A 17,992-nucleotide genomic window follows, 5' to 3' on the forward strand; every position below is an offset into this window, starting at 1 on the left:
CGGCGCCATGCAGGGCACAATGAGTTCATGTTGGAGGCCATACCCAAGACCCTGTTCGATGTCCGCCCGGTCGAGCGCATTACGCGCTTGGATTGCGTTCCGGCAAGCAACTCGGAGTGGATTGCCTGGTGGTATTGCGGCCTTTGCAAACCACAAATGCGGAGCCTCCAACCCAAGGTACTCGTGGAGTTCCGGCGGCTACGAGACAAGGATGGAACCGACGCATCGCGATCGAGTACCGTCATGTGCAGGGTGCCGGTCAGTGACCTCGGAGCGGTCCGTATCGGATCGGTGTGGAAAGACCAGCAGTGCTCCCAAACAATTGTGCTCGAAAAAACCGAATTCGAAGCCGAATTCACGCCAGGATCATGGCGGCTGACCTCCCTATTGGACGAAACCAAAGCGGACAACCCGCTTCCGTTTCCCCAAGAGGCATATCCGCTCAAATACGGTTCAAACGACCGAAATCGTCTTCTCGAGTTTTCGCTCCGATCCGGAGATCGCCTGATCATTCCTTGTCTGGAGTTCTTCGCAAGATGCTACGGCCGCAGCTCCGTTCTGCGCCGCGATCTTGCTACCTATCCCTGGGATGGACAAGGCGAGACGTGCGCTGATCGCTTTTACGCGCCTCTCGAAGAACCCGAGACGCCCGATGAGGCTTGGAAGGTCCGGCCGACCGGGAACCTGACCAAAGGCGACAGTGTGTTCCTCGCCCATGCCAAATATGATCCCTACACGACCAAAATCGTCCGTGGGATTTACGCCGAGCTTGAAAGCGCCTTCAGCAATCGTCCCGCCTCCCCTGCGTTTGTGAACATCCGACCCTGGTTTCAGGGGCCCGCAAGACTCAGAGTGGAAGGAAGACGTTTCAAGGGTGGGTTTCTAGGCCTGCGAATCCTTGGCTGTAGCGACCCGGCCGGTGTCGCGGTCCAATGGCTTCGAGATGGCCTCAAATCGGAGAAAACCAATGGCATTTCGAGTGATCTCGATGGTGCCTGGAGAGGCCTGGGGAGGCACCGTCTGGTTAAGGCCCCGGAAATTGTCAGCCTGATCGACGAAGATCCGGACAGGGATGTTCGATCCGTGAAGGTGGAAGACTCCGGTTTTGTCGTCCTCGGAGAAGCACGTGCGGTCCGAACAGTACGCCGTCAACGGCCCGAGGTGTTATCGGGACAACCGAGCAAAGGCGCTGAAGCCGAGAGCTACGCCGGCGGAAAGCCGCACGGGTATGGCAAGGGGGTTGGTCCCTATATCCAACAGATGCGAGCAACGTTAGAGTCTCACGGTGTCCTGAGGGACATGTGGAGCGCCATGCGCTACCTCACGCGAAAATACCCAAAGGCAATCAGCTCGGTCTCATGGTTCACGTTTCAGGATGGCTTCCAAGAGACCAGCGATGCATCGACAAATTCCCTCTCACGTTTTTTGAGCACGGACAGAGTCCAATCGGAAATCCGCCATTGGCTCTATCTGGACCGGCGAGCCGGCATCGTGCGCGGTGTGCTGGTGGCGCGTATGCATGTTCAAGGCAAATGCGTTGACTTCTTCGAGATTCAACGCCGCCGCCGCGCGAAGAGAAACAAGAAGGACGAAGCCCCGCCCAAGGAAGAGAATTTCAAGGGTCTGGTCTGCATGCTCAGATCGCAGGACGAGCACGAGGCATGGACGAAGACTTTTCTCAATCGGGTACGCCACGAGAAGGGTATCGTCGAGAATTTCGCACGGGAATGCCCTGGAAAAGCCGATACTTTCAAGCACTCAAAGGCGTTGAGTGATGAGGTTCCGTGCGAGGCTGCCGTCTTGAATGCGTTAAAGAAAATGGGAATATACTTGGACTAATGTCATTTCTCGAAATAGATGCAGCTCGCTCAAATTAATTGCGACTTGCGACTCGAAATGGCACGCATGGCCGCCTCCCCAAGAAGCCACATGCTTTTGGTTCAAAACTCTCCTTTTTGCAGAGTTTTCATGGTGTCCATAAGATCTGTGTTCGCTTGATTTTTCTTATCGATCTGAGTTTTGGTCAGACCATCCAACAAATCCTTGTATTGCTTTGAATCGAGTGTTTCGAAGCAAATGCCTCCCTCGCAAACCTTCTTACCCGGCTGACTCTCGGCAGCCGTGCGCAGCTTGGCGAATATATCCGCAATTTTCGCTTCGGATTGAGCGTTACTCATAGCCAATCGAACATTTTCCAAACGTGCAATACCGAGCCGAATAATGGATCTTGCCGCATCGGATGTATAAATATCCAAATAACTTGTCAGGATCTCAATAGCTTTGGTACAATCCTGCTCTGATTTCGGTACATTAGATCCATCGATTGTGGCGGAAATTTTTGATCGTACCTCAACAATTTCGACTTTCATAACATCCGCGTTCGCTTCCGCGGTTGTTTTGAAATATTCGGTCGCTAAATTTCCACCAATGCCCGACAAGAATGTCACAACTCCGACTATTATTGCCCAGCTCCAATGCGTAGGTGCAGAGGCGGCAGCTGTTGTCATATCGACCCCCCTATTCGGCTCCGAGCAACAAGCCGATCCTAGACCCCGCCATAAGTATATTTCAAATTGGTATATCTTGCACGCTACATCCGGCGGACACACCGTCGTGGTCGGCTAAGATGAACGCTCTTTGAAATAATCGATATAAAGCTGTGTTGCCTCAGCCTCAGTGACGAGGGCATGGCGTTTCAGGGCCAGGATTAGATCATGTATTTCATCAGGTTGCACTTCGTCGCCACATAGTTCCGTAATCTTGTCAGCCCACACATCAACAGGCCCCGGTCTGTAGGTGACGCCGTGATGTGCTGCCAATCGCCGGACATAGTCGGCGGTACCCTTCATTTCGGAGGCGACCCCAAGGTATCGAGTTGTCATTGTCTCCCCTCCTAGAGGAGGACAATAGCATGGTCCGGATCCAATGAGACGTCCTCCTTCGGGGGCTCCCGCTATCTGATGGCGAAAGAGCTTAGGCGAAAATGTCTTATTTAGGTAGTCTCCAGCGAGACAATCGGGCGAGACGATAATTTCGTCTCACAAGGGTTGAGAAAAACAATTCGAGACAGTACTTTGGCATGGTCTAGACCCTAGCGAGACAATTCCATGCCAACCTACGGTTACGCTCGCGTCAGCAGCGTCGATCAGGACCTTGCCATCCAGGAGACAGCTCTTCGCGCAGCCGGGTGCCATGTAATCCGCTCTGAGAAGAAGAGCGGCACCCGTCGGGATGGCCGAACCGAGCTCGCGACCCTGCTCGACTTCCTCCATGAAGGTGACACCTTGATGGTCACTCGCGTCGATCGCCTGGCGCGCTCGATCGGCGATCTGCAGGACATCGTCCGTACCCTCAAGAGCAAAGGCGTCGCCCTGCGCGCCACCGAGCAGCCGATCGACACCTCGACCGCGAGTGGCAAGGCCTTCCTCGACATGCTCGGCGTCTTCGCAGAGTTTGAAACCAATCTCAGGCGCGAACGGCAACTGGAAGGTATCGCAGCCGCCAAGGCCCGCGGCGCCTACCGAGGCCGGAAGCAAACCATCGACCCGGGCGAGATCCGACAACTGCGCAACCAGGAAAAGCTCGGCGCTACGGCCATAGCGCGCAAACTGGGCATCGGTCGAGCCTCCGTCTACCGTATCCTGTCGCGCGATTCTTCAATCTGATAATTATCTTGCTCCGCGAACCGGTCGACGGTCCTAAATGACACTTCGTCCCGTCCGTTTGCAGATACTGCGCAACACTCGCTGCAGGGAGCAGGGCGGCTTATGCTTCTATTGCCGAGTCGGGTTTGACGATGGACGATAAAAACGGACCGGCGGGTGCTGAGAACGATCCTTGACGAACCTCTTAACCCCGGGTGGCATGAGCCTTCGAAAGTCCGATCTCAGGTGAAGGCAACGGGCATTTCATCCCAGGTCATGCCTCGGTATTCGCGACCGTTTTCCTTTTTCGACCGGCGCTTGTTGTCCTTCCCCCAGGTGCCCCACTGCTTGAAGAAAAAGGCAGATCCATAATGAAGACAGCGATCATGGATTTCGTCGATCCATTCCTCGCGAATTGGCCGCGCCGCTCGGCCGCTTTCACCGCCCACGATTGCCCAGTGGATTCCTGAAAGATTCACTGGGCCAACAGGACCAATCAGCGGTTCGAACGAAATAAACCGTATCGCAGTCGGCACCTTGCGCAATTCGTCAATCCGCGACACCACGTCCGCATTCTCGACGCTCGTCCCTAACCAGACGTTGGGAAGCACATCACCAATCCGGCTTGAGACGAGCTCCGCCATGCGATCGGGGCGCTTGGTCAGAATCTGGTAGTGATGATGCGGCGTCTCTCGCATGACCTTCCAGACCGCGACGATGAATTCGTCACTTACGCCCTGATGGAAGAGGTCGCTCATCGAATTGACAAAAATTTTTCGCGATTTTTTCCAGCCATACGGGATTTTGAGGGATGCGTGATCTTCCCGGACGACCCCGTTCCAAATCGTCCGCTTGCCACTTCTGCGGGTGAGTCCGTGGTATTTCGGGACGGCCATCGCGTCCAGCCGGCGAGCCATCTCCATGGCATAGCAATTCGTGCATCCGGAGGAGATGATGGAACAACCCGCGACCGGATTCCAGGTCGCATCGGTCCACTCGATCTGTGACTCGGCCATGTGTGCGCCCTCATGCCATAGCCAGGCGCACCGCCAAGGCTTGCCCCAAGCTCGGAGAAAGCGATTCTATACCGCATGCGGTAAATTTAGGGTGTTATCGTTCCGGCGCGTCAATATGACTCAGCGACAACGACCAAAAGCGGACCATCAGTCGAGTCGGCTGAAAAGAGAACGCTGTCTTGGCAAAATGATGCGATCCGTCCAGTCAATGTGTCTCGATCGGTGTTTTTGCGTTCCATGTTCGTCGACGATCGAAAGTTCACGTTCGTCGCGAAGGAAAAGTAGCTGGCCCGTCAAGATATCCGACGTAACCGGCGTCTCGTTGCATTGCCTGGTAAAAAGCTCTTCGAGTGTCAGATCCGAACCCTGCTGCTGAGCGACACGGATCATATCGGGCAGTTGTTCCAATACGGTAGCCTCGGATCGTTTTCTTGCGTCGTCATCGAACATGAACGGCATTAAATCCTGGCGCAGATCCTTGCTAGGGTCGAAACCCAAGGCATGAAAGCCGGCGCCGCCGTGATGCTGGAAATGGTTGTTGATCCGCCAATGGAGCTTTCCCATCTCGTCGCGAGCCTGGCGATGGTTGGACAGGTGTAAGAGCCAATACGAACGACGGCTCTCTCGGGAATGTATAAAGAAGGGGGTGTAGAAGCTGGCTCCGGTTCGCTGCCGAATATGGCGATAGAGGCCATTTTGAATGAGATAACGCCAGCCCTCGCCACTGCGCATGTCCATCAGAGCCCGAACGTCTTCGCGTGCAAGGTCGATAGCCATCAGCGCCTGAGTTTCCGATGTCTTCACCGATAGAAAGTTCACCAAAGCGTCGACGGCGAAAGTCAGCAGGATCTCGGGCTTGCGCAATTGTGTCAGAATGCTGCGGACCGTGGCGAAGGCGACGTCCTTCCAACCAAACTGATCGAGGAAGAAAAGCGATCGGTGCGCCGTACCTTTATTTTGAATATGCGCAAAAATTTGGGGGCAGGCGTCCTCAAAAGGGGAATTGATGAGGAAAATATCCTTGTCGAGCCGGTCGAGATAGCCGCGGCCAATGAGCTGCTCCCGCAGGAATTCAATGTGCTCGGGCGCTTCGTCGACGAAGAAGAAATCCGCCTTGATTAGGAACCCCTTGAGCCGCGCGTTCTTCAGTTGGGCATCTGCGCGTTCAACGGCATTTAATAGCCTCAATGGAGAGCCATCGACTGTGTTTCGCCCCTGGCGATATAGCCCGCCTCCACAGAACCCATCCACGACAGTCAGGTTCAGCATTTTCTGACTAGGCGTGCGCGTTACCCGGTCAATATAAATTTCGACATACTGCTCAAAGATTTCGTGCTTGGCGACGCTATGTTTGCCCAGGAGCGGAAGGGGCTCGCCGATCTTCCATGCATAGCGATTGTTGACCGGCATTTACCCTCTCAGAGGCTGAGAATACACCGTACCCAACTTGGAACGCATCTAGATGAGCGTACCGTGGAACAAACACAAGCCCCCTTGGAGCCCACCAAGATGGATTCTCAGCTAAAAATATTAGCCATAGAATCATGTTGAGGGATTTGTAAGATCGTGAATAGTCGATCTTTAAGGTAAGATCCGCCAGGCCAATCGATTCAGGTTTCCTCTTCCTTCGTGGGCTTCAATCTTTTCTCCAAAATGAAGCCTATCCGCCGAGGTGTCTCCGTTTCGGCCGGTATCGCGACAAGCAGTACATTGATCTGAGTGACATGCTGGAGCAACTCGACGGGATGCCCATCGGCGTTTTTTCCATAGAAGATCACTAGATCAGGGCCCCAAAAGCCGACATCGTCAATGGCAATTGTCTCTCTGGCGCCGAAGTTGACGAGGCGCCCTCCGACCTCCGTCTTATCATCGAGTTTCTTTTCAAACTCGATGATCGATTTGATGATGCGCTCATGCATCCATCTGGCCGAATTGGCAGGCGGGGGGAGCGCGACCGGAGAGAATTGAGGCAACCGTCCTGGGTCTGGCAAAGCAGCGCCGGTCAGGTGCTTGAAACGATCGTCCACATCAGCCTCTTATGTTTGACGGGCGATAGTAACACATATGTAAGGTACTGGAATGGATCTGACTCAACTACCCTGGAAGGACATCGTAACAATCGGCGCGGCGACGCTCGGCGCTGGCCTCGGTATTATGAACACGTGGAACTCAATGAGCCAGACACGCGTTCGGCTGCGGGTGCGTCCATTACATGCTTTTGCGATACCCAGCAATGAACAGATGTTCTCTATCGAGGTCATCAATCTGAGCTCCTTTTCGGTCACGATTTCCGATGTCGGTTTTTCGCTCAGCGGTCAGCGGCTACAAAAGGGAGTGAGAGCGACGATCCCGCAACCGATTATCATCGATGGAAAGCCATGGCCTCGTCGCCTCGAAGCCCGCGAAGCGGTCTCAGTCTATCTCGATCCACGGGCGTTCATCGGCACGAAGGCAAAACTGGGGAAGGCATATGCACGTACAGCCTGCGGCGAGGTTGCTTACGGTGATAGTCCTGCGCGTCAGCAGTTGGCGCGTTCCCTGCTGGCCTGAATAGCGTTGCTTCGAACTCAGAGCATCACGCCGGGAGGCGAGGGAACTGCCTGAGCGGGAGGAGCCGGAGGCTATGGCTATCGTATGCAAGCCTGGTGTTGGCGGTCGCGGTGTTTCGCCCTTTGAATTGGCGGCAACGACTGAGAGGCAGGCTGCACTATCTAGTCGCTGATTGGAGAGCCCGTTCCTCAACCTTTCCCCTAGTCGCAGGCGTGGTTCACTTTCGTTAGATCGTGCTCGTCCTACTTCTACGAGACATAGATGCCTCCTCGCTGCTATTGAAATGAGAAAGGCTTTTGGCTACATATGTAGTAAGGCGACTTGGTCAGGCCGCGTGTTTGGCAAGCGCCGTGGTTACCCGTAGGCCTAAAGCCTTGGTTGCCGACCACACTTTATATTCAGTTTCCTGAGCCGCACCACTTCCGTGGGCGGCTCTATTTCTATGGCATTTGAATGCCGTATCTCTCTCGAAGCCCCACGGCATTGAGATCTCCTGCGACAATCCATTTGCGTGAATATGCAACAAGATCAGAAAGTTGCAGCAATCTGGATGCTGCTGAATCCACCCGCGTGATCCTGTTTACCCCTTTGAAGCGCCCATCATGCTCTTGCGAGCGCCGAAGCTCGCTGTCGAACAACGGGTGCTCATTGTGCTGGTTGACATCCGTGATGACATCCACGTTGCCAATGGTTGCACGCCCCAAGACATCCCTCTGAAATCGCTTCAGACCGATCTTGACGGTCTCTACGACCCCTTGGGCATACAGTACCGGGGCCTCGCCAACTCGATAGGGTATCTTCTGATTGATCAGAACGGCCTTCTTTTGAGGTGCCTCTGCCCAAAACCTCTGCATCAGTCCCTGAATATAACGATCATCGAGATCCACCGCGTGAATCTCGTTGGCATTGGGCTCGAGCAGGTCCGAAAAGCACTTGTCGAGGCGACCGGCATCCCGAGCGAGGACAAAGACGGCACCGAGATAAAATATCTCGGTTCCGGCCTGCCCGTACTCGTCAATGAAGCACAGAACCTTTTTGTTAAGTCCGGCGGCCACAGAAAAGCTCCATCACTGTAAGAGCGATGCTGATCGCAATCATGCCGGCGTCTCCGCGACTGGCGGTTTGTAACCCGGCTTCGCCACTGCCCTCTTCCGCGCCTTGTTCTCATCCGCCACCTGCCGAAACTCAGGCTCGAGGGCCTGAAGTTTCTCCACCAAGCCTGACAGATCATATTCATTTGAGATCTTGCCACGGTGCTTCGCAAAGCGTTCGATCCTGCGTACGTAACCCGCGAGTTCCAGGTCTGCGATATGACGCTGAACCTGGCGCTCACTCAGATTCAGGCGCTCGGCGAGATCGCTCTTCTTCGGAAACGGTTTGCGGGCCGCATCCCACCAAAAATCCGCAAGCTGCAGCAGCACCGCAAGTTGTATGGGACTCAAGCCAAGGCGCCTCTGAGCACGGAAGACCAGAGAAGGCAGAATACAGAAGCCCAGCTCCATTACCTTGTCGCCCCACCGCTCGGCTGAGGCCCTGCTGCTCTTTTTCTTTCCCGCTGCGGGGAGTGTGATTTCCTGCTCGGTCGTGCTATCCTTGTCGGGCATCTGACGTTCTCCTTGTGAGAAAAGAATGTTGTTTCCGCAGAAGCTTTTCAAGGGTATCTGACTGGACATATTTGACGCCTAGGTACCAGTCATTTTCGACTGTACCCCTGGAGGCCGAAATGTCTCTTCTTAAGAAGGATGTAGAGGTTAAGAGGACATAGCTGGGAAGCACGAAAATAGAGGACCATTCCCCAACCGGTCACGAATGTCCGGGCGGTTTCGTAAATTTCGGGTCGATTGGCGCTGTGATGTGAAGATTACGCCCAAATAGGGATGCGTGGCTCGGCTAGAATGGGACTTCACTCTCTTCGGCAGATGTTATCGGCGGCGTGGGAGCCGGCGGTATGAACATGTCGTCGACCTGAACGGTAAGCCGGTCCAACGCACTTGTGGTCAATACAACACGGCAAACGCTGACCGGCTTGAATGGCTGGGTACTGAGCACACACATGTGACCATCCTCGCTATCGTAGTATGGAATCTGCGCGCTTGCCGTGTACGCCCCCGCAAAGAGGCGGATGCTGTGCTCCTTCAACGCTTCTAAGCGATCAGTCATGTCAACCGCTGAACGAAGGCGCGACGCCAAAGGCCAGCCGATTTTGGTGATCGGCAGCTCCCAAGGATCGGGTATGAACTTTTCAATCTCCGTGATCACCTCAGTGAGGATTTCGAGGTTTTCCCTGTTAGGCTCGGCGTCACAGGCGATGTTGGCCGAAAATGCTCCCAAAAGAAGATCGATCAATTTTTTGCCGCTTGATACCGGCCTCAGGTCTTCATTTCCCTAAGTTGCTGAGATGCGAGTTCCTCCATCTACCGATAAGCGGGATTGGGGCATAGAATTTATCGAGCACCGCACTCGCATGCCAGAAAGGCACCGGCGCCCGCATGTCCCTCAAGCGCACGGGTGTCGCCTCGCAAGGCATTCCTCGACATGCTTCGGGTCTTCGCCGAGTTCGAAACCAATCTTAGGCGCGAACGGCGACTGGAAGGCATTGCGGCAGCCAAGGCACGCGGCGTCTATCGCGGACGGAAGAGGACCATCGATTCCGCCGAGATTCGGAGATCGCACGACCAGGACAAGCTGGGTGCCACAGCCATTGCACGCAAACTTGGCATTGGCCGTGCCTCCGCATACCCGACTACTGAATGGCAATCAGGCCGAGCCAGGGTCCTCTTGAGTTTAGAGCCTGGGTCCGAAGCCCCGGTGCCACAGAGACCGTCCGTGGTCGACCGCCATCTTGGCTACAAACAAGGTCAGCCAGAGAAAAAACGCAGCAAAGCCCATTGCAGCTATACGACCGAGAAACGGCTGCTCGGGATGGACCGCCAGTCCAATGAAGATCTGAAGAGTCATCACCCCCATCGAAATCGCCGTCAGCGAAGCGCACAGTACGATCGAGAGGTCGGCGATATCTCGAATGGTGCGATCGAACCATCGCGGAAGCGGCAATGGCCGCTCCGGGATTACGGACTCAACTAGAGCAATAAACAGGGCGTTCAGGGCACGCCCGACGGCTCTCAAACCCTTGCGCGTTGCAGGGGCATAGAGGCACTTGAATATCTTGTGTGTAGCGACGGCCACAAGCGTCAGTACGCCAACGATCAGTAGCGGCCATTTGAGGATTTCTGGAAAATTGCCGCTCAAAAGGCTCATGATTTGAGTGATCTGCGTCATGGATATGTTTCCTCGTGCTGCGTTGAAGTGTCTGGAATTCGGAAACAGCGTTGAGATCAGCAACATGCGGCCAAAATCACCCAGTTACCCGCCATGCACCGCTCCGCATGAAACCGGCAAATCCCTGAGGACTGGGCACCCAATAGGTTCGGCCACCGAGCGCCGCCTGAACCCCCGGGACCGATTCATACTCTTGATCGATCAGAACCGCTCGACGACCAGCATTCCGTGGCAGGCCGTGGAACAACGGTAGAGCGACTGAGAGCCATTCGTCCAAGTTCACTTCCTCGGGAGCCTGCGCTAATATCTGGAGGCGCTTCTCCAGCCGTCGAACCTGCAGGCGCCTGACTTCGGCGCGATCAACCCTCACTGCGAGCTCCACGCCTTTCTCGTGCCTCATGAAATTTGCAAATCCGCCGAGCGAGGCACAGTGGCCGGGTTTGCGGTTGAGATAGCGATCGATTGTAGCCTGGTCCGGCAGATCCCCGTCGGCCTCGAGCAAGAGCAAAATATCCGCGGCAGGGCGTAAGGCCAGGCGTAGCGATTTCGGCGCCAGCGATGCCGATCGCGGCTGTGCTTGCAAGTACGAGACGTAAGCCTTCGCAAGTATCGCATGGCTGGGTCGATCATCAAGCGTATGCAATATCGCTTCGATCCGCCGACGTTCGGAATCCGCTTCACGCGCCCTGGGATCGACAACTATGTCGTGGAGCTCACGAAGCCAACGCATCGGCAGACGCACCCGTCTCAGCCCTTCCGCCCCGAAATGCTGCAGAAGCTGCTCATAGGTCGGAACCGCCGACCACTGTCCCTCGATCTCCAGAAAGAAGGGCAGGAACCGATGAAGCTTGATCGCAGCCTTCTTGGGCCCGGTCACGCTGTCGAGCCAAGAGGCGAAGGCACCGAATAATCCAGCCATCGATGTTCCCGCAAAGGCCGCCTGGTCGATAGCCACCTTGCGTCTCAACGTCTGGCGCCACGAGCAGGCTTCGCAGATCTTGCCGCCTCCGGCGGGCATTGCATCACCACAGGTTCGGCACTGGCTATTGCCATCCTGGACACATTTGGCACAAAGCCTCATCGCCCCCTCGGTCACGAGGATGCGATGGCGTCGGCAGGATGAACAGGTGCCCATCCCTCGCCGCGCGCATTTGGAGCAAACCTGGACATCCACTCCAAGCCGGCTTACCCGCGACAACCGCCTTGACAGGTCTCCGCACTCTGCGCAGGCGCGTTCCGCACGAAAATACACCGAGCAGGCATTACAAACCGGCCCATACGCCGTGAGCTTGCCGATCGGCAGCCCGCTGCGTCCGCATCGCACACAGGGCTTTGCTCGCTCACAAGTTCTGCAAACGCCTGGGTCCTCGTTCCGGGGAAGCAGGGAAAAGTTTCCACAGCGCTGGCAAAGCCGGCGTCGAAACTCGCGGGCATAACAGGTCGAGCAGTACCGCAAGCCTTGATGAACCCGATGCGCTTGCGCCATCTGGCGACCGCATCCGTCGCATGTGCTCGCATCGACAACCGAACTCATCGGCGTGCCAACCGCCTGTGCATCAGGCGGCACTGGCGCAACACGGCACTGGGAGTGCGTGGAAATTCCGGGCGACGCGCCGAATTGTGTCGGCGACAATAATTCGAGCAGGGAAGGCTTTTCACCAATGGCCCAAGCCCGATTGGAACATTTGGTTGAACACTGTGAAGAGACGCCTGCGTCAGGCGAGCCCCGCGCGCCGCAGTGATGAATCGGTCGACCCCGGCCTCCAGCAAGCCTGCAATAGGCCTCAACAACTGAATACGTTCACCAGTCGACAACAGCTCAAGGGGAAGTTGCAACACTGGCGGTAAGTCCACGTCCGAAGGATCCACATCCAGGCTCGTCAAGAAATGCCTCAGCCCCCGAGACTTGCCGCTCGAAACCCGCCGGAGCAAGGCGATCAGAAAGCGCGCCAACGCAAACCACTCGCGGCTTGGCATGGTTTGATCTCCAAACCGGCCGCATCCGACCTCGACGACCTCGTCCGCCAATTGCTGAAACCGAAACGCTCCTCTCTGCAACGGCCCGCGCCCCGCCTGCCGAAGGTCTCCGCCACAGCTCGCGCAGCGGTCGAGACGAATGGCCTGCGCCGTCAACAGATGCGGCTCGATCGCTGCCGAACAGCAAGGACAGCCATCACGCAGAGTTTCGCCGTGGATTGCACAGCCCGTATGCCATGCCAGCCGCCAGGCACGCCGGTAATAGGGAATGTGATTGCCGCCCAGACAACGGGGGCAATATTGCAGCCCGCCACGATGTCGGCGATTGCGCGTACCGTACGCCAACAGCCAGGGCCAGATACCCTGGTCTATGTGGCAGGAAATGGCCTGATGCACGTCCTCCAGACCAGCTTTGCAGATTCTGGCACGTGCTATGCCGCAGGCTCGGATCAGTGCCTCAAGCCTGTCTTCCGGGAAAGCACGATCCACATCCACAGTCCATACCCGCCAATGCGGCCATATAGCCCCGGTCAAGACCAGAGGATCACAACCCAGCGTCAGAGCAGAGCGGGCTAGCCAGGAGGAGATCAGCTCGTCTCCCAGGATCGGGACAGGCAGGACCCATAGTCGTGTCAGCCCATCAGTTCCCGGATTCCGCGGGTCGGCCGCAACCATGATTTCTTCTCGATAGTCGCTTTGTCGATGCGCTCCTTGCCCGTCTGGATGGCCTCCAGAGCGCATTCGACGAGCAAACGATGCAGGTTACCGGTGTTGCCCTCCGATATGGCGTGAAGAAGTGCGGCAAGTTCCGGCTCATGCAGACGGGAAGGCTGCTTGAGTGGAATCACCTTCTCGAACCCGGCTAGGAGGCGCTGAAACTCAGCATTGAGTTCCCACAGGGGCAACGTGGCCACATCGAACCGGCTGGCATGCTGCGGATCCGTGTGGAGGACCCGAACCGCGTCCCGGGTGCCAGCGCCGACGACCGGAATCGACAGCTCGTTGCACAGGAGCTTGAGGGCGTTCATCACCTCACGTTGCTTGACCGGCGTCCCCGTGAGCAGGGAGTGGAACTCGTCGATAATCAGCATCCTGACCTTGCAGGCCCGCGCCAGATGTACGACCTGGTATCGCAGTTTCGAGGCAGGGTCCGTGGCACGATAGGGCGCCCAGAACTGCTCGAGGATCGAGATGTAAAGCCCCTTCTCGTCAGCCGACGGCGGCGCCTCAGCCAGGATGACCGGTTTGACCGGCTCTGCGTCCTCGTTGACATAAGCTTGGCCGCACAATTCCTTGAAGCGACGAACGACCGTCGTCTTGCCGTTGTTGGAATCGCCGACGATCAAGAGATTCGGCATGCGATGGCGGACCGGCTTGCTGAGCAGGCCTTGGAGGATATCGAGGACGTGTTGCGCCGCCTTGTGACCGATCCAGCGCGGCTCATCCATGAACGCCATGCGCTCCCGATCCGACAGCGCCATGACGTGCCGAAATGCAGGGTGTATGTGCTCCAACGACATCATGCGATGTCCTCAAAGCCATTGATGTCCCCACTCAGCAACCCATTTGCCGCAGGGGGCGGGGAGGGGGTCTGGGTTACCGCCGCCAACGCAACCGGCTTGACCTGCGAAAGTTTGCGTTCGTGCTCGCGACGCCGTTGTGCCTGCCGTCGCGCCTTCTTGGTCTTCTCAGATGCGGCCTCAACTTGAGCCCTCATTTCGGTGACCGCACGCAGCAATTCTTGCGGGTTCACGCTTGCCGCGCCTTCCTCCCGAACCCGCTCCTTTGCGGATTGATATTCCCATTTGCTCATGCTGGGCAGGGAAAGATCTGCAGATGGAATGCGGCAATAACGCTTCAGGGTCGGGTCAAAGAACCAGATACTGCTGATATCGCGCGGATCGCGCCGAAATATGAACTCCCGCTTGGTTCCCGTTTTCGGATCAGACTCATTGATCCACGGCCGCAGTGCCTCGTCATAATAGGTCAGCCCCTCGATCGACACGCCAAAAGTCTGGATGGTGCGCCGGAACATCGGCATGAAATCCAACACGACGGTTTGCCGGTCGGAGGGGCGCGCCGGCAGACCCACGCCACGTTTCTCGCGATCACCGAAAATGCCGAGCTCCCATTGGCGCAAAGGGGTCATGCCAAGCGAGGAATGCTTCTTGCGGTGATAGATCTTCGTGATCAAGTTTACGAGCCAGATCTCGAACTCCGTGATCGTCATGACCGCATGACGTTCCGAGTCGTAGTCTCCGCGCTCCTTGACCGATGAAAATGTCGTGCCGGGCAGATCATGGATCTCCCGCATCAGCGTCCCCAGCAGACGCTCGATGTGCCCTCCATAATTTGGCTGCTTGACTGGCCTGTACTCAAGATCGATGCCGTAAGCTGCACATGAATATCGGAATGTATCGGATCGAAAGTCGGGACCGTTATCGACATGCACCTTGGCCGGTATACCCCAGACCGGCCAATCACCATCACATCCATGCAACAGCAACCACTCTTCCTTAGGAAGCATCGAATGAGAAATGCAGGCAGCCACCGATGCTTCCGACGGATCGTCGAAGGATAGATAATATCCGGTCACTACCCGTGAATAGACATCTATCGCGAGCGTGATCCACGGCGGCTTCACCGGCAACCGGTGCACGTCATCAACAAGCACGATATCCACGCGGGTATGGTCGATCTGGATGACGCTCAATGGATAGTCGGCCCCCGGAAACGAGCCCGCGGCAGGCGAGAACTTATTCTTGGCTCGTTCCCGATAACCCCGGCCCCGCAAAACTTCCCGTTCCGGCAATCGTGCAATGCGTCGGCGTATCGCCTCCGGGCTGGGCGGCGTAACTCCCAACTCGTCACATCGACGCAGGACCTCGATCACTGTCTTGCTCGGCCGAGATCGCTGATACTTCAAATAATGCTCGCGAAGGGCTCGGTCTATCGTATTTTCAGTGTCGCGGCTAAGCCGGGACTTGCCCGCCCTCCAGCCACGAGCCTTGGGCAGCAGGGCCAACTGGCTCCCAACAGCTTGATAACGTCGCAGCCATCGATAGAGAGTGGCAGGATCACGACCCGTCTCGGCCGACCGATTGACAACGTCGGCGCGTCGCAAGGGGATTGTTTCGATCAGCGGCTTGATGGTCTCATATCTAGCCTGGGCGACACTCCAATCATCCTCCGAGAACTCACCAAGATCCGAGCTGCAAACCAAGGGATCGGTCGCGGCAGGCTCGAGCTCTCCTATTCGCAGAACTGCCGTTCGGCCGGTCTCGATCGCTCGCGCTACGACAGTTTGAAGATCCACCACCTCGCTGATGCGATACGTGCCACCTGCGTGCGTCACAAGCGCGCCAGGCTCCACCTTCACCGGTCGGCGGTTAGGCTGAAACGCCGGATTGTCCTGGCGACCGTCGTCGGTGGCTTCATCCATGCTCGCCGATCCACACTTCCGTTGCATCGTTCAAGGGTCGCGAAATGTCGCAATCGATCCGGTGCATCGCGATCAAATGCCAGACGAGTGCGATCCCCTCCGCCCGCCACGGACCTACGAAGTGCCGCCCGAGCAGATAGTCGATCGTAGTGCTTTCTGCCCGCCGTAAAGTTTCGAGCACCTGCATGCAGTCCTCGGGCGCAAACTGCATGCGTCTATAACGCGACAGAAACTGGATGTTTTCAAGGGCCAGATCCCGGATACGACTCTCATCCATGATCCGAAACTGCCATCCCTGCTCAAGAGCATACCTGTACGCTGCCTTCCACTTGGGCAGCCACTCACGCCAATGGCTCCGCCACTCGCTTTGCGGCTTCACCTCGACGAGCAAAGGCTTGGGGTAGTCGAGGTAGTTCAAGTCTCCAAGTCTGAAATACACCAGATAGTCTGGGGTATAAGCGAACGACCGTCCTTGCGGCGTCTTGAACTCGATCGCAACAGGCTGCGGAATCACGTCCAGCACGCCTGGCAGGAAGTCGAGCCGTATCAGATAGTCCCGCTCCAGCGACGATTCGTAGGGGATCGACGTCTCGCCACGAAAGACGTGCAGGCCGGACACGCTCCGTCGCGTCGGCCCAATCTTGCGGACGGGCTCCAACTGAATCGAGTCGCAGCTATTTCGTATCATCTCGAACCCAGTCGCAGCTAATTCGAGATTCCAGTCGCATCTATTTCGTCCAAGTTTATCGTAACTCATTGATTCATTCCCGTCGAGTCGCAGCTATTTCGCAAACTGACAGCGGCATCCATGCCCGGCCCGGTGAAGTCTCGCTCTCCCATCACGGCGTGCTTTTTCTCGACGAGATGCCGGAATTCACGCCGCAGACCCTCGATGCCCTGCGCCAGCCGCTGGAATCGGGCGAGGCGGTGATCGCCAGGGCCAATGCCCGCGTCACCTATCCCGCGCGGATCCAGCTCGTCGCGGCGATGAACCCCTGCCGCTGCGGCAAGGCCAATGATCCCGGCTTCGCCTGCCGGCGCGGACCGGTGGAGCGCTGCGCCGCCGACTACCAGGCCCGGATCTCCGGCCCGCTGCTCGACCGCATCGACATCGTCGTCGAGGTGCCTGCCGTCTCGGCCGCCGATCTCATCCTGCCGCCGCCCGCCGAGGGTTCGGCCGAGGTGGCGGCCCGGGTGGCCGAGGCCCGCGATCGCGCCGCCCGGCGCTATCGCACGCTCGGCCTGCCCGACGGCTCCACCAATGCCAGCGTGCCGGTCAATGTGGTCGAGGAGGTCGCCCGCCCCGATGCGGCGGCTACCAAGCTGTTGCGCGACGCCTCGGAAGCCATGCGCCTGTCCGCCCGCGGCTTCCACCGCGTGCTCAGGGTTTCGCGCACCCTGGCCGATCTCGACGGCGAGGCCGATGTCGGCCGCATCCACATCGCCGAGGCCCTGAGCTACCGGGCGCGGACAGACCGGGCGACGGTGCTGGCATAGGTTCGACCTCCCCTGCACAGCATCCGTGGCATGGACGGACTGGCGACGCGGCCGCGAAGCGGCTATCTGCAGACAGCACCGAGCCGAAGTTCACCCGAGACATGTCATGCGCATTCCCGCCCTCCTCGCCTGCCTCGCCTTGCTCGCCTTGCTCGCCGGCACCGCTGCCACCCAGGCCGCTCCCCGTCCTCGCTGTGCCGACGCCGCCGTGAAGCAGGCCCAGAAACTGCTCGCCTTCCATTCCGACAATGACGACCGCGCCACGGTCGATCCCGACAGCGTCAAGGCGATCGGCACCGTCGGCGCCTTGGTAGGCAAGGGGCGTTTCGACGTGATCGAGGTCGAAGGTTCGATCTATAAGGGCAATTACCGCATGCGCCTGATCTACGCCCAGATCCCGGGCGACTGCGTGCTGATGGGCCAGGAAATCCTCGAACGCAGCGATCCCTATTGAACGCTGCGGGCCGGCCAGCCTCGACCGATGCTGCAAGCTATTGGGCTGGCATCGTTCCTGCCGAAAACCGGCGCCCACTTTTCGGCTCGATGCTTTAGACTGGATCGCCAGCCGCAACAGCGATCGAGGTGAT

19 protein-coding genes and 1 pseudogene are annotated in these 17,992 nt (G+C 57.4%); 6 read left to right on the plus strand and 14 right to left on the minus strand.

All coding sequences use genetic code 11. From position 1 onward, the window contains the following. The first annotated feature begins 27 nt into the window (after positions 1 to 27). A complete protein-coding gene (locus U1R88_RS29945; protein WP_322434571.1) occupies positions 28 to 1,839 on the plus strand; it encodes a hypothetical protein in 1,812 nt (603 codons plus the stop codon). 101 nt (positions 1,840 to 1,940) lie between these two features. Here the strand turns inward: U1R88_RS29945 and U1R88_RS29950 are convergent, their stop codons facing one another. Continuing rightward, on the minus strand, positions 1,941 to 2,507 hold the full coding sequence (locus U1R88_RS29950) for a hypothetical protein (protein WP_322434572.1): 567 nt from the start codon (positions 2,505 to 2,507) through the stop codon (positions 1,941 to 1,943). A 114-nt stretch (positions 2,508 to 2,621) separates the two neighbouring features. Further along, positions 2,622 to 2,882, minus strand: coding sequence for a hypothetical protein (locus tag U1R88_RS29955; protein ID WP_322434573.1), 261 nt, complete (start codon positions 2,880 to 2,882; stop codon positions 2,622 to 2,624). A gap of 225 nt (positions 2,883 to 3,107) precedes the next feature. On the opposite strand from U1R88_RS29955, the gene U1R88_RS29960 reads away from it, so the two are divergent. Then, on the plus strand, positions 3,108 to 3,665 hold the full coding sequence (locus U1R88_RS29960; protein ID WP_322434574.1) for a recombinase family protein: 558 nt from the start codon (positions 3,108 to 3,110) through the stop codon (positions 3,663 to 3,665). Positions 3,666 to 3,886: 221 nt separating this feature from the next. On the opposite strand, the gene U1R88_RS29965 is transcribed toward U1R88_RS29960, so the two are convergent. The 3 genes from U1R88_RS29965 to U1R88_RS29975 all read right to left on the minus strand — a co-directional run bounded on the left by U1R88_RS29965 (position 3,887) and on the right by U1R88_RS29975 (position 6,687). Next, positions 3,887 to 4,660 (minus strand): DUF5131 family protein, encoded by a 774-nt coding sequence (locus U1R88_RS29965; protein ID WP_322434575.1) that lies wholly within the window; start codon positions 4,658 to 4,660, stop codon positions 3,887 to 3,889. A gap of 147 nt (positions 4,661 to 4,807) precedes the next feature. After that, entirely contained in the window at positions 4,808 to 6,070 is a 1,263-nt protein-coding gene (locus U1R88_RS29970; RefSeq protein WP_322434576.1) for a three-Cys-motif partner protein TcmP, read from the minus strand. Between the two features lie 200 nt (positions 6,071 to 6,270). Continuing rightward, positions 6,271 to 6,687, minus strand: coding sequence for a DUF6173 family protein (locus tag U1R88_RS29975; protein ID WP_322434577.1), 417 nt, complete (start codon positions 6,685 to 6,687; stop codon positions 6,271 to 6,273). 52 nt (positions 6,688 to 6,739) lie between these two features. On the opposite strand from U1R88_RS29975, the gene U1R88_RS29980 reads away from it, so the two are divergent. Beyond that, positions 6,740 to 7,210, plus strand: coding sequence for a hypothetical protein (locus tag U1R88_RS29980; RefSeq protein ID WP_322434578.1), 471 nt, complete (start codon positions 6,740 to 6,742; stop codon positions 7,208 to 7,210). A gap of 440 nt (positions 7,211 to 7,650) precedes the next feature. Here the strand turns inward: U1R88_RS29980 and U1R88_RS29985 are convergent, their stop codons facing one another. From U1R88_RS29985 to U1R88_RS29995, 3 genes are all read right to left on the minus strand, one after another. Further along, complete coding sequence (locus tag U1R88_RS29985; RefSeq protein WP_322434579.1) at positions 7,651 to 8,265, minus strand: DUF3800 domain-containing protein; 615 nt, start codon at positions 8,263 to 8,265, stop codon at positions 7,651 to 7,653. 39 nt (positions 8,266 to 8,304) lie between these two features. After that, positions 8,305 to 8,814 carry a helix-turn-helix domain-containing protein gene (locus tag U1R88_RS29990; protein ID WP_322434580.1) on the minus strand — a complete coding sequence of 170 codons (510 nt, stop codon included), beginning with the start codon at positions 8,812 to 8,814 and terminating at the stop codon, positions 8,305 to 8,307. Between the two features lie 286 nt (positions 8,815 to 9,100). Then, a complete protein-coding gene (locus U1R88_RS29995; RefSeq protein WP_322434581.1) occupies positions 9,101 to 9,556 on the minus strand; it encodes a hypothetical protein in 456 nt (151 codons plus the stop codon). A gap of 162 nt (positions 9,557 to 9,718) precedes the next feature. Here U1R88_RS29995 and U1R88_RS35735 point away from each other — a divergent pair. Continuing rightward, a pseudogene (locus U1R88_RS35735) lies at positions 9,719 to 9,823 on the plus strand (recombinase family protein); the annotation flags it as partial. Positions 9,824 to 9,994: 171 nt separating this feature from the next. On the opposite strand, the gene U1R88_RS30005 reads toward U1R88_RS35735, so the two are convergent. The 6 genes from U1R88_RS30005 to U1R88_RS30025 all read right to left on the minus strand — a co-directional run bounded on the left by U1R88_RS30005 (position 9,995) and on the right by U1R88_RS30025 (position 16,527). Next, a complete protein-coding gene (locus U1R88_RS30005; protein ID WP_322434623.1) occupies positions 9,995 to 10,489 on the minus strand; it encodes a hypothetical protein in 495 nt (164 codons plus the stop codon). Between the two features lie 76 nt (positions 10,490 to 10,565). After that, positions 10,566 to 11,444, minus strand: coding sequence for a hypothetical protein (locus tag U1R88_RS30010; RefSeq protein WP_322434582.1), 879 nt, complete (start codon positions 11,442 to 11,444; stop codon positions 10,566 to 10,568). 575 nt (positions 11,445 to 12,019) lie between these two features. Continuing rightward, entirely contained in the window at positions 12,020 to 13,207 is a 1,188-nt protein-coding gene (locus tag U1R88_RS35740) for a TniQ family protein (RefSeq protein WP_425545499.1), read from the minus strand. Further along, complete coding sequence (locus U1R88_RS30015; RefSeq protein WP_322434583.1) at positions 13,099 to 13,989, minus strand: TniB family NTP-binding protein; 891 nt, start codon at positions 13,987 to 13,989, stop codon at positions 13,099 to 13,101. The genes U1R88_RS35740 and U1R88_RS30015 overlap by 109 nt, the downstream gene beginning before the upstream one ends. After that, positions 13,986 to 15,908, minus strand: coding sequence for a Mu transposase C-terminal domain-containing protein (locus tag U1R88_RS30020; RefSeq protein WP_322434584.1), 1,923 nt, complete (start codon positions 15,906 to 15,908; stop codon positions 13,986 to 13,988). The genes U1R88_RS30015 and U1R88_RS30020 overlap by 4 nt, the downstream gene beginning before the upstream one ends. Then, positions 15,901 to 16,527, minus strand: coding sequence for a TnsA endonuclease N-terminal domain-containing protein (locus tag U1R88_RS30025; protein ID WP_322434585.1), 627 nt, complete (start codon positions 16,525 to 16,527; stop codon positions 15,901 to 15,903). Before U1R88_RS30025 ends, U1R88_RS30020 begins: the two co-directional genes overlap by 8 nt. Between U1R88_RS30025 and U1R88_RS30030 the strand changes: the two genes are divergently transcribed. Both U1R88_RS30030 and U1R88_RS30035 read left to right on the plus strand, forming a co-directional pair. Beyond that, complete coding sequence (locus U1R88_RS30030; protein ID WP_322434622.1) at positions 16,479 to 17,405, plus strand: ATP-binding protein; 927 nt, start codon at positions 16,479 to 16,481, stop codon at positions 17,403 to 17,405. The two genes, U1R88_RS30025 and U1R88_RS30030, sit on opposite strands and share 49 nt — an antisense overlap. A gap of 106 nt (positions 17,406 to 17,511) precedes the next feature. After that, positions 17,512 to 17,859 carry a hypothetical protein gene (locus U1R88_RS30035; protein ID WP_322434586.1) on the plus strand — a complete coding sequence of 116 codons (348 nt, stop codon included), beginning with the start codon at positions 17,512 to 17,514 and terminating at the stop codon, positions 17,857 to 17,859. Positions 17,860 to 17,992: the final 133 nt, after the last annotated feature.

The sequence above is a fragment of the Labrys sedimenti genome, from assembly GCF_034424805.1.
Lineage (GTDB): Bacteria > Pseudomonadota > Alphaproteobacteria > Rhizobiales > Labraceae > Labrys > Labrys sedimenti.